Below are 11,911 nucleotides of genomic sequence, written 5' to 3' on the forward strand. Positions count from 1 at the left end.
CCCGTCAGGACGGGTTCGTCAGCAGTTGCGCAGTTCCGGGCTCTGGTTCAGCAGCTGGGCCCGGGTGGAGATGAAGGTGGAGTAGGTGTCGTTGCCGACCGAGCTCAGGGGGAAGGCCGCGACCCGATGACAGTTCTGGAAGGCGAGTTTCACACCGAAGTGCCGCTCCAGACCGCCGCGGATGGCGTCGGAGGCCAGGGCCCGCAACAGCTGGCCGCGGGCCGCCTCGTCCGGCGGGGCCACCAGGTTGTCCGCGTATTCGTCCGTGCCCGAATGCAATTCGGACACGACGCGGCTGACCACTTCGTAGGCGTAGGGCAGTGAGCTGCGGACGCAGTCGACGAATTCGTCGTCCGAGACCTCACCGCGTTCGGCACGTTCGAGCAGCGCGGATGGAACGTCCAGTGACATAACGCTCTCCTTGTGGGATGGCGGATGATGTCACTCGATTCTAAACGAAAAACGTTGTCAACAAGACTGGAACCGTCGTGAAAGTGCCGCTTCCAGAGCATCTTTCGTTTCGCGCGCGAGCCGGGCCACCAGCTCGCCGGCGGGTGCGTCGGTGATGAGGGTGTGGGTCTGTCCGGACCACATGTTGATGTTTCCGGCATCACCGGCGGCCCGGGCGGACTGTCGCAACGGTCCGGTCGCGTAGTGGATCTCGGGATACGCGGACGGCGCGCTGGGGTGTCCGACGATGAAATCGTTGCGCAGGCCGCGCGCCCGGCGGCCGGTGAATGCGCGCGTGAGCATCGTCGGGATGTCCCGTACGAGCGCTTCGCGGTGCGCCGGCACCGTACCGGCCTCGGGGCAGCGCAGGAAGGCGGTGCCGAGTTGGGCGGCGGCGGCGCCGGCGGCGAGCACGGCGGCGATCCCGGCGCCGGTGGCGATGCCGCCGGCGGCGACGACCGGCCGATCCACCGCCGCGGTGAGTAGTTGCAGCAGTGCCAGGGTCGACAACGGGTCGCGATCGTCGGCGGCGGGATCGTCGGTGAAACCCGCGCGGTGCCCGCCGGCCTCGGCGCCCTGGGCCACCAGTACGTCGGCCCCGGCCTCGATCGCGAGCCGGGCCTCCCCGACCGCGGTCACCGTCACCCACACCTCGGTGCCGGCCGCGTGCAGCCGGCCTATCTCCGCCGCGGACGGGCTGCCGAAGGCGAACGAGGCCACCGGGACCGGCTCGGCGACGAGCGCGTCGAGTTTGGCGGCCCAGTCGTCGGTCTCGAATCGTGCCTCGCCGAGCGGGAATTCGCGGCCCAGCCGGTCGAGGTAGCCGGCGTATTGCTCCGGCGGCGTGGGCGTGCCGGGAACGAACAGGTTGACCCCGAACGGTGCGGCGGTCGCCGCCCGGACCCGGGCGACGCGCCGTGACATCTCGGCGGCGTCGAGGTAGCCGGCGGCGAGGAAACCGAGCCCGCCGGCGTCGGACACCGCCACGGCCAGTTCCGGGGTGGACGGGCCACCCGCCATCGGCGACAGCACGATCGGAATCCGGACATCATCGAGGATCATGCCCACAGTGTTACTCCGGCGGATTGCCTGCTAGGGCACCGCCACGGGGCGCGATTCCGCTCCTACCTGCCGTTATTTCAGAAGGTTGCGAAATGGTCACGACAGAGTACAGTTTCTGTCACAGCGGATGCCGAATCGTTATCGAATCCTGAGTTTGGATCGCTGATCCCCCTGAGGGATTCGAGATTCGGCAGCAGACCGAGTTTGACCGACGCTAGGACGAGCCTTGCCGCAGCACCGTGTTACAGCGAGTTCCGTATCCGTGAAGGAATTGTTGGAGGACCTGCGTGCCGAGGGTGGAGCCGGTCGGAGTCCGCGTCGCCGTCCCGAATCGCGGCCGGGCGACCGCATGCGGATGGCCGCCGGCGCCGCGGTGGCGGCGGGTGCGCTGATCGGCACCGCCGCGCAGATCGCACAGGCCGCACCGCTGTCCAATTACGACGCCGACACCGTGGAGCCGGCCACCGCGGCGCAGCCGGTCGCCGTCCCGCAGGCGAGCGAGATCGCCGATGCCGCAACCGATCTCACGGCCGACCCGGCGGCGGAGCCGAGTCCCTTCGGGCTGCAGAATCTGCCGCCCGAGGTCGCGGGCCCGCTGGCCCAGGCCGAACAGGTCATCAAAAACCTGCAGCAGCAAGCGGTTCCGGCGGCCACCGTGCGGCCGGTCGCCGGTGTGATGACCTCGGGATACGGATCCCGTTGGGGCGCTTTCCACTACGGTGTCGATTTCGCCGATTCGATCGGTAGCCCGATTCATTCCGTCGAGAACGGCACGGTGATCGACGCCGGGCCCGCCTCCGGATTCGGCTTGTGGGTCCGCGTGCAGCACGACGACGGCACGACCGCCGTCTACGGGCACGTCAACGAGATCATGGCCCAGGTCGGGCAGCGGGTGCACGCGGGCGATGTGATCGCCACCGTCGGCAACCGCGGCGATTCGACCGGACCGCATCTGCACTTGGAGATCTGGGATCCCGATGGTTCCCGGATCGATCCGCAGCCGTACCTCGCGGCTCGGGGGGTTGTTCTCTCGCAACAGCAATGGGGTCCCGGACAGGAATAAAGACAATGGTGGGAATCGGAGTAGCCGTCCGTCAGCAGCACAGTCTGATGACGACGAACGGTTCGATGAGTTTGACGAGTTTTCAACAGCTGTTCGAGCATGATTCCCCGCACGGGCGCACCTACGCGGCGCTGGTGGCACATCCGCGATCCACGCTAGCGGAATTGGCGGCCCATCTGGACCGCCCCACCACCGCCGTCGCCGCCTCGCTCGAGGCATTGTGCGAGATGCAGGCCGTAGTGCGCATCGATACCAACGGCGTCGCCGTCTGGGATGCGCATGCGCCGGAAGTGTTGTCGGAGGCGGAATCCCGGCGCCGGCAACAGGAGATCGCCCGGATGCACGCGGCCGCGGCCCGGCTCGGCGAGACCTTCCGCTCGGTGCGGCGTTCGTCGCGCGGTGCGGGCACGACCGCCCCGATCTACGAGATCCGGGACATGGTGGCCGAATTCGAGGAATTACAGCAGTCCGCGCGTAGCGGCGTGCGGCTGGTGGAACGCGGCCCGTTCCTCTGCGAGGGCGAGCGGGCGGAGCGGCTGTTCGAACTGAAATCGGCGCGGATCGCCTCCGGCGTCCGTTATCAGACGCTCTATCAGGACAACATCTATCAGGACGCTGACCGGCTGCGGTTCGCGCTGTCCACCAATTCGGCCGGGGCACAGGCCCGTACCCTGCCGGATCCGCCGCTGAAGGTGATCATCGCCGACGGCGAGCGGGCGGCGCTGATGCTGCACCACGACGAGCGCCGCGGCGATCCGATCGGCATCCGGGTCGGCGCCTCGCCGATGCTGGACCTGCTGATCCACACCTTCGACGTGCTCTTCGCGATGGCCGCGCCGATCTCGGTCAACCCGAACGAGCCGCTGGAGGAACGGGATCGCGCGATCCTCACGCTGATGGGTCTGGGCGCCACCGACGACACGATCGCGCGGCGGCTGGGCATGTCCCGGCGGACCGTGGTGCGGCGCACCGCGGCCCTGCTCGAGCGGCTGGGGGCGAGTACCCGGTTCCAGGCCGGCGTGCAGGCGATGCGGCGGGGCTGGCTGTAGGGGGTGGCGAGTCCGGCGATTCGCCGGGCCGCGGGCGGTACCACCCTGTCGTGCCGGCTCTACGAGCTCGCCGACGGTGATCCCGGCCGTCCCCGGTACTCGCGACCGGCGGCGTGCTCGACTACGCCGAACCGGCCGTGCGGGCGTCGCGGCCGGCCCGGTCGCTGATCGACCGTGGCGTCGCGGCCGGCCCGCTCGCTGATCGACCGTGGCGTCGGCCCGGGGGCCGGCGTCCCGCTCCGGCTGGACCGGGGAGCCGACCCGGTGGTGGTGGTCCGCGCTACGCTCGTCGTGATGTAGATCACGGCGCCGTACCGTACTCGGGGTAACGCCTCACGGTGTCGCCGACGATGGATGATTCGAATGTCGCGGCAGGTCGGACACCGGCATGTGACAGCGGTTGAACGGGCATGTACTGTCCGGACAGTCCGCTGGACGCATCGCGGCTTGTGGTGTGACGAGCAGATGCGAGGCGCCGAATCGTGCGCAGCCCGTACCCCTGCTCGGATCCCGCATGCCGATGTCCATGTGTCGGGCAGGGACTGGTTGGCTACTCACGATATCGGAGCACTTGTGGACTGACGTATGGACTTCGGGGGTCGTCGGGAACTGCGTACGTTGGTCGTTACCCGAACGGTCGGCCGGGGAAACCCGGTGCCGGCGGACAACGCCGCGGTGATCGTTCGATCAGGTCGAGAGGTGAAGCACACGGATGGAAACCGCCGGTCGTTCTGCTCGCGGAAATCGTCGTCGCCGGTCGAGCATTCCGCTGTTCGGGCAGCTGCTCACCGCCGCGGTCGAGTCCGCGGCCGACTCGGTGGCCGTTCGCTACGCGGATGCCGGGAGCCCCGGAGCCGTTTGTGAGCTTACCTATCGAGAGCTGGACGAGGCCTCGTCGCGGGTGGCCCGGGAGCTGATCGCCCGGGGCGTCGGCGCCGGGGACGTGGTCGCGATCGGCATCGCCCGCTCCCTCGAGTCCGTGCTCGCGGTCTGGTCCGTCGCGAAGACCGGCGCCGCCTACGTCCCGGTGGATCCCGCGTATCCCGTGGACCGGATCGCGCACATCGTCACCGATTCCGGTGCGGTACTGGGCCTCACCACCGGCGCGTACCGGCACGGGCTCGGCGACGGCGTGCCGTGGCTGGTGCTCGACGACGACGCCACCCGCGCGTCGATCGCGGCCCGTCCGGCGCATCCGATCTCCTACGCGGACCGCGCGCGCCCGGTGACCGAGCAGCATCCGGCCTATGTCATCTACACCTCCGGTTCGACCGGACGGCCCAAGGGCGTGGTGGTCACCCACACCGGTCTGGGCGGTCTGGTCGCCGCGGAGCGCGAGCACTACCGGGTCGACGCGAATTCCCGTGTGCTGCATGTCTGCTCGCCGAACTTCGACGTCTCGGTGCTGGAGCTGCTGCTGACCTTCTCGGCCGGCGCGACGCTGGTGGTGTCGCCGCCGTCGGTGTTCGGCGGCTTCGAACTGGCGGATCTGCTGCGGCGCGAACGGGTGTCGCACATGCTGATCACCCCCGGCGCGCTGGAATCGGTGGATCCGGCCGGACTGCCCGACCTGCGCGTGGTGGTCGTCGCCGGCGACAAGTTCGGCCCGGAACTGGTGGCCCGCTGGGCCCGGGACGGGCGGCTGTTCCACAACGGCTACGGCCCCACCGAGGCGACCATCCTGGCCACCTCCACCGCGCCGCTGGCCGGGGACACGCCGATCACCATCGGCACCGCGGTCCCGGGCGTCGGCGCCTTCGTACTGGACGGCCGGCTGCGGCCGGTGCCCGCGGGTGTGGTCGGCGAACTGTATCTGGCGGGACCGGCACTGGCACAGGGCTATCTGAATCGGCCCGGCCTGACCGCGGAGCGATTCGTCGCGTCCCCCTTCGAGCCCGGCGCGCGGCTGTACCGCACCGGTGACCTGGTGCGCCGCAACGAATCCGACGGCACCATCGAATATCTCGGCCGCTCCGACTTCCAGGTCAAGATCCGGGGTTTCCGAATCGAGCTGGGCGAGATCGACAATGCCCTCACGGCACATCCCGACCTCGACTACGCGGTGACCATCGGACGGCAGTTGCCCTCCGGCGCCACCGCTCTGGTGTCGTACGTGCTGCCGCGCCCGGACGCGGTGGTGAACATCGCCGCACTGACCGACTTCCTCGCGGAAACGTTGCCGGCGTACATGATTCCGGCATCGATCATGACGCTGGACGAGATCCCGCTGACCCCGGTCGGCAAGCTGGACCGGGCCCGGCTGCCGCAGCCGCGGTTCGCGGTGCGCGAGTTCCGGGCGCCGTCCACCCCCGTCGAGGAGATCGTCGCGGATGTGTTCGCGGCCCTGTTGCTCGGTGAGGACGAGGCGCGGGTCGGCGCCGACGACGACTTCTTCGAACTGGGCGGCAATTCGCTGCTGGCGGCGCAGGCCGCCGCGCGGATCGGCGCCGCGCTGGGCGCGCGGGTGCCGGTGCAGACGCTGTTCGAGACCCCCACGGTGGCCGCGCTGGCCCAGCGGGTGGAGCGGCACGCCGGCGCCGGGGCCGGGCAGCAGCTGCGGCCGATGCCGCGGCCCGAGCGGATTCCGTTGTCCTACGCGCAGCAGCGGATGTGGTTCCTGAACCGCTTCGACCCCGCGGGCGGGGTCAACAACATCCCGGTCGCGGTGCGGCTGACCGGACGACTGGACCTGGCCGCGCTGCGGGCGGCGGTGCGGGATCTGGTGCAGCGGCACGAGGTATTGCGCACGGTGTATCCGGATCTGGACGGGGACGGATACCAGCTGGTGCTGCCGCTGTCGGATCCGCGTGCGGTGCCGGAACTTCCGGTGATCGACGGTACCGACGCGGAATTGCCCAGCGTGATCGCCGAGGCGGTGACCGAGGGTTTCGACGTGACCGCGACCCCGCCGCTGCGGCTGCGCGCGATCCGGCTCGGCGAGGCCGATCACGTGCTGGTCTGCGTGGTGCACCACATCGCGGGCGACGGCTTCTCGATGGCGCCGCTGACCCGGGACCTGATGACCGCCTACCTGGATCGGCTGCGCGGCGGCGCGCCGGAGTGGGCCCCGCCGGCGGTGCAGTACGCCGACTATGCGCTGTGGCAGCGGGAGACCCTCGGCGCCGAGGACGATCCGGAATCCTTGCTGGGCCAGCAGATCGCCTTCTGGCAGCGCGAATTGGCCGCGCTGCCGGAGCAATTGGACCTGCCGACCGATCGGGTCCGCCCGGCGGTGGCCACCAACCGCGGCGCGACCGTCGACTTCGAGATTCCGGCCGAGGTGCATTCCGGCCTGAACGAGCTCGCGCACCGGAACAATTCGACGCTGTTCATGGTGCTGCACGCGGCGCTGGCGGTCCTGCTGGCGCGGCTGTCGGGCACCCGCGACATCGCCGTCGGCACCCCGGTCGCCGGTCGTGGCGACGCGGCACTGGACAATCTGATCGGCATGTTCGTCAACACCCTGGTGCTGCGGACCGCCGTCGAGCCGGGGGCGAGCTTCGAGGACCTGCTGGCGCGGGTGCGCCGCGGCGACGTCGAGGCGTTCGGGCACGCGGACGTGCCGTTCGAGCGGCTGGTGGAACTGCTGGATCCGGCGCGCTCGGCGGCCCGGCATCCGCTGTTCCAGGTGATGCTCACCTTCCAGAACCTCAGCGCGCCCCGGCTGGAACTGCCCGGCCTGGCCGTCTCGGCCGTGGATCTGGCAGTGCCGCTGGCCAAGTTCGACCTGCAACTGGCGGTCGCCGAGCGCACCGACGATCGCGGCGGCGCGCGCGGGCTGTCGGCGGCGTTCACCTACGCCACCGACCTGTACGACGGCATCACCGTGGCCGACTTCGCCGAACGGTTCGGCCGGTTGCTGGCCGCCGTGGTGACGAAACCCGAAGCGGCCGTGGGCGATATCGATCTGCTGGCGCCCGGCGAGCGGGAACTGGTTCTGCACGAATGGAATTCGCCCGGCGTGAAGGTGCCGCCGGTGACGCTGGTCGACTTGATCGGCACCCAGGCCCGGCGCCGTCCGGCCGCGGTGGCGGTCCGTTACGGCGACACCACCGTCACGTTCGGCGAACTGCAGCAACGCGCCGACCGGATCGCGCGGGCGCTGATCGCGCGCGGCGTGGGCCCGGAATCGCTGGTGGCAGTGGCCGTTCCGCGCACCGAACAGCTGCCGGCGGCGCTGCTCGGCGTCTTGGTCGCGGGCGCGGGTTATCTGCCGGTCGACACCACCTACCCGGCGCAGCGGCTCGAGTTCATGCTCGCCGACGCGGCGCCGGCCTGCGTGCTGACCACCGCCGAGGGCCGGGATTCGTTGCCCGCCACCGACATTCCGGTGGTGCTGCTCGACGAACTCGGCGACGGCCCCGGCGGCGCGGTGACCGACGCCGACCGGATCGCGCCGCTGCGCCCGGAGAACCTGGCCTACGTCATCTACACCTCCGGCTCCACCGGCGTGCCCAAGGGCGTCGGCGTGAGCCATCGCAATGTGCTGGAACTGTTCGCGAACACCCAGTTGCGCTTCGACTTCGACGAGACCGACGTGTGGACGTTGTTCCACTCCTTCGCCTTCGACTTCTCGGTCTGGGAACTGTGGTGCGCGCTGGCCAACGGCGGCGCGGTGGTGGTCGTCGACTACCTGACTTCACGCTCGCCGGAACTGTTCCGGGAGTTGCTGGTTCGCGAACAGGTCACGGTGCTGAACCAGACGCCGTCGGCGTTCTACCAGCTCGCCGAGGTCGATCGCGCGACCTCGTCGGCCGGCGACGGCGTGGCCGGCGCGGGCAAGTTCGCGTTGCGCTACGTCATCTTCGGCGGCGAGGCGCTGGATCTGCGCCAGCTGCAACGCTGGTACGACCGGCACGGCGTGGACGCGCCACGGCTGGTCAACATGTACGGCATCACCGAGACCACGGTGCACGTGTCGTTCCTGGCCCTGGACGAGTCGCTGGCCGAACATCCGGCCAGTGTCATCGGCCGCGCGCTGCCCGGCCTCGACACCTACGTGCTCGACGACCGCGCCCATCCCGCGCCGGTCGGTGTGGCCGGTGAGCTGTACGTGGCGGGCGCGCAGCTGTCCCGTGGTTACCTGGGCCGGCCGGGTCTCACCGCGGCACGATTCGTGGCGAATCCGTTCGGCGAGCCCGGTTCCCGGATGTACCGTTCCGGCGACGTCGGCCGCTGGGCCGGTTTCGGCGGCGAGGCGACCCTGGAGTACGCCGGTCGCAGCGACCAGCAGGTGCAGTTGCGCGGCTTCCGGATCGAGCTCGGCGAGGTCGAGGCCGCGCTGCTGGCCTGTGCGGGCGTCAGCCAGGCGGTGGCCGTGGTCCGTGCCGACGAGCACGCCGGCGATCGGCTGGTGGGTTACGTTGTCGGCGAGGCCAACACGTCGCCGGATCCGGCGGCCGGTGGCGCTCCGGACCCGGTGGCGCTCCGCGCGGCGGTCGGCGAATTCCTCACCGGCTACATGGTTCCCGACGTGATCGTGGTGCTGGACGCGCTGCCGCTGACCCCGAACGGGAAGCTGGACCGGAAGGCGCTGCCCGCGCCGGAATTCGCCGGTTCGGCGGGCTACCGGGCGCCGGGCACCCCGATCGAGCAGGCGGTGGCCGACGTGTTCGCGGGGCTGCTGCGCGGCGCCGACGCCGGGCCCGGGGTCGGGCTCGACGACGACTTCTTCGCGCTCGGCGGCAATTCGCTGCTGGCCACCCGCGCGGTGGCCCGGATCAACGAGGCCCTGGACACGCACCTCGCGGTGCGCGAACTGTTCGAGGCGTCGACGGTCGCGGCGCTGGCGGCCCGGATCGTGCCGGGCGCGGCGGCCGGTGCGGTGCGGCCGAAGCTCACCGCGGTGCGACGGCCGGCGGATGTCGCCGAGCGGGCGCGGATCCCGTTGTCGCTCGCGCAGCAGCGGATGTGGGTGATCAACCAGCTCGATCCGCAATCGCCCGCCTACAACATCCCGCTGGCGATCCGGCTCACCGGCACGCTCGACGTGCCGGCGCTGCGGGCCGCGGTCGCGGATGTGGTGGAACGGCACGAGGTGCTGCGCACCCGATACCCGGCCGACGGCACGGGCGGGCTGCCGTACCAGGAGATCCTGCCGGCCGCCGAGGCGCTGTCCGGCGGGCTGCCGGTGCAGACCGCGGCCGATCCGATCGCCCGGATCGCCGAGTCGATGGCGACCGGATTCGACGTCACCACCACGGTTCCGGTGCGGGCCACGCTGATCCGGCTCGACGAGGCCGGCGCGGATCACGTGCTGGCCCTGGTGGTGCATCACATCGCCGGTGACGGCGCCTCCATGGCGCCGCTGGCCCGGGATCTGGTGACCGCCTACGTCGCTCGTACGCAGGGCGGCGAACCCGGTTGGGCGCCACTGGAAGTGCAGTACGCCGACTACGCGCTGTGGCAGCGCGCGGTGATGGGCAGCGAGGACGACGAGAACTCGCTCGCGGCAGCGCAATCGCGGTTCTGGCGGACCGCCCTGGCCGGACTGTCGACCGGTCCGGTGCTGCGGCCGGACCGGCCGCGGCCGGCCGTGCCGTCGATGCGCGGCGCTTCGCTCGGCTCGGTGGTGCCCGCGGCCGTGCACGAGGGCCTGATCCGGATTGCCCGCGACCACAATTCGTCGCTGTTCATGGTGGTGCACGCGGCGCTGGCGGCCCTGCTGGCGCGGCAGTCGAACACGGCCGACATCGCGATCGGCACCCCGATCGCCGGTCGCGGCGAACGGGTGCTCGACGACCTGGTCGGCATGTTCGTCAACACCCTCACCCTGCGGACCGCCGTCCGGACCGCCGACACGTTCGACGCGCTGGTCGAGACCGCAAGGGAGACCGACCTTTCCGCCTTCGCCCACGCCGACCTGCCGTTCGAGCGGGTGGCCGAGGTGGTCGGCGGCGGCGCCCGGTCGGCCACCGCCGCACCGCTGTTCCAGGTGGTGCTGTCGTTCCAGAACACCGAGCAGCCGACGCTGGAACTGCCCGGATTGACCATCGCCGCAGTGGATTCCGACGCGGTCGCGGCGAAATTCGATGTGCAGGTGACGGTGGAGCCGCGGCACACCGCCGACGGCGGCGCGGACGAGCTGATCACCGTCTTCACTTACGCCACCGACCTTTTCGAGGAGTCCACGATCCGCGCGCTGGTGCAGCGGTTCGAGCGGATCCTGACCGCGGTCGCGGCCGATCCGCAGCTCGAGATCGGCGCGATCGAACTGCGCGACGGCGGCGAGAGCGGCCCGGTCGCGGCCGAGCGGGCCGACACCGCGAGCACCCTCGGCACCGCGCTGACCCAGGCGCTGACGGCGGCGGTCGAGGACGATCCGGAGGCCCCGGCGATCGTCGACGGCGAGGACGCGGTCACCTATCAGCAGCTCGACGCGCGCTCGTCGCGGCTGGCCCGCGCGCTGATCGGCCGCGGCGTCGGCCCCGGCACCGGCATCGCACTGCGGCTGGACCGCGGCGCCGACGCGGCCGTGGCCGTGTGGGCGGTACTGAAAGCCGGTGCCGCCGTGGTCGCCGCGGATGCGTCCGAGCCGGCGGCCCGGGTCGGCCTGACCACCTCGGCGGTGCCGGGAACGCACACCTCGGCGGTGCCGGGAATGCACACCTCGGCGGCGCCGGGAACGCACACAGGGGCGGGGCCGGGAGTGCACACAGTGGCGGCACGGACGGCCGGTGACGGCATCACGTGGCTGGCGCTCGACGATCCGGCGGTGGCCGCCGAGATCGCCGGGGAGTCGGCCCGTCCGGTCACCTACGCCAATCGCCTGCGCGCGCTGCGCGGCGCCGATCCGGCCTACGCCGGCGGCGACCTGGTGCTCGGCTACGACGATCTGGCCGGCGCGGTCGATCGGCTGCGGGCCCGCACCGAACTCACCTACGAATCCCGCACCTTCCGGACCGGGCCCGCCGAATCCCCGGCCCTGCTGCTGGAACTCGTGGCGGCGGGCACCGCGGGCGCGGCGGTGGTGGCCGGACCGGCCGAGCCCACCGGCGCGGCGCTGGGCGACGAATGGGTGACCCACCTGATCACCGACGCCGCCGGGCTGGCCCGGATCGACCCGGAACCGATGGCGGATCTGCTGGCGGTGGTCGTCGAACAGGGCGCGGCGCCGGACGGATTCGGCGCCGCCGAGACGGTCGTGACACTCGCCGAACTGCTGCCCGGGGCGGCGGCGAAGCATTGAGCGACCGGCGTCGATGGGCTATGGGGTGACCAGCAGGGCCCGTATCAGGCAATAATGGTCGCCAGTACCGGATCGGGCCGCGCTCGGTCCGGACATGTC

5 protein-coding genes are annotated in these 11,911 nt (G+C 71.0%); 3 read left to right on the top strand and 2 right to left on the bottom strand.

Features of this window, described 5'->3' with window-relative positions; all coding sequences use genetic code 11:
• Positions 1 to 18: 18 nt before the first annotated feature.
• Positions 19 to 411: an SCO5389 family protein gene (locus tag NRB56_RS02160; protein ID WP_153338745.1), complete on the bottom strand. Its 393-nt coding sequence runs from the start codon at positions 409 to 411 to the stop codon at positions 19 to 21.
• A 57-nt stretch (positions 412 to 468) separates the two neighbouring features.
• On the bottom strand, positions 469 to 1,512 hold the full coding sequence (locus tag NRB56_RS02165; protein ID WP_153338746.1) for a nitronate monooxygenase: 1,044 nt from the start codon (positions 1,510 to 1,512) through the stop codon (positions 469 to 471).
• Positions 1,513 to 1,867: 355 nt separating this feature from the next.
• Between NRB56_RS02165 and NRB56_RS02170 the strand changes: the two genes are divergently transcribed.
• The 3 genes from NRB56_RS02170 to NRB56_RS02180 all read left to right on the top strand — a co-directional run bounded on the left by NRB56_RS02170 (position 1,868) and on the right by NRB56_RS02180 (position 11,812).
• Positions 1,868 to 2,575, top strand: a complete 708-nt coding sequence (locus NRB56_RS02170; RefSeq protein ID WP_153339027.1) for a M23 family metallopeptidase — start codon at positions 1,868 to 1,870, stop codon at positions 2,573 to 2,575.
• Positions 2,576 to 2,640: 65 nt separating this feature from the next.
• A complete protein-coding gene (locus NRB56_RS02175; protein WP_227837066.1) occupies positions 2,641 to 3,624 on the top strand; it encodes a helix-turn-helix transcriptional regulator in 984 nt (327 codons plus the stop codon).
• Positions 3,625 to 4,336: 712 nt separating this feature from the next.
• Complete coding sequence (locus NRB56_RS02180; RefSeq protein ID WP_153338748.1) at positions 4,337 to 11,812, top strand: non-ribosomal peptide synthetase; 7,476 nt, start codon at positions 4,337 to 4,339, stop codon at positions 11,810 to 11,812.
• Positions 11,813 to 11,911 lie beyond the last annotated feature (99 nt).

This window comes from Nocardia aurantia (assembly GCF_009604425.1).
Taxonomy (GTDB): Bacteria; Actinomycetota; Actinomycetes; order Mycobacteriales; family Mycobacteriaceae; genus Nocardia; species Nocardia aurantia.

Excerpts from the sequence above, each read along its gene's own strand:
- NRB56_RS02160 (WP_153338745.1), bottom strand. The coding sequence starts at position 411 with ATGTCACTGGACGTTCCATCCGCGCTGCTCGAACGTGCCGAACGCGGT.
- NRB56_RS02175 (WP_227837066.1), top strand. The coding sequence starts at position 2,641 with ATGAGTTTGACGAGTTTTCAACAGCTGTTCGAGCATGATTCCCCGCAC.
- NRB56_RS02165 (WP_153338746.1), bottom strand. The coding sequence starts at position 1,512 with ATGATCCTCGATGATGTCCGGATTCCGATCGTGCTGTCGCCGATGGCG.
- NRB56_RS02180 (WP_153338748.1), top strand. The coding sequence starts at position 4,337 with ATGGAAACCGCCGGTCGTTCTGCTCGCGGAAATCGTCGTCGCCGGTCG.
- NRB56_RS02170 (WP_153339027.1), top strand. The coding sequence starts at position 1,868 with ATGGCCGCCGGCGCCGCGGTGGCGGCGGGTGCGCTGATCGGCACCGCC.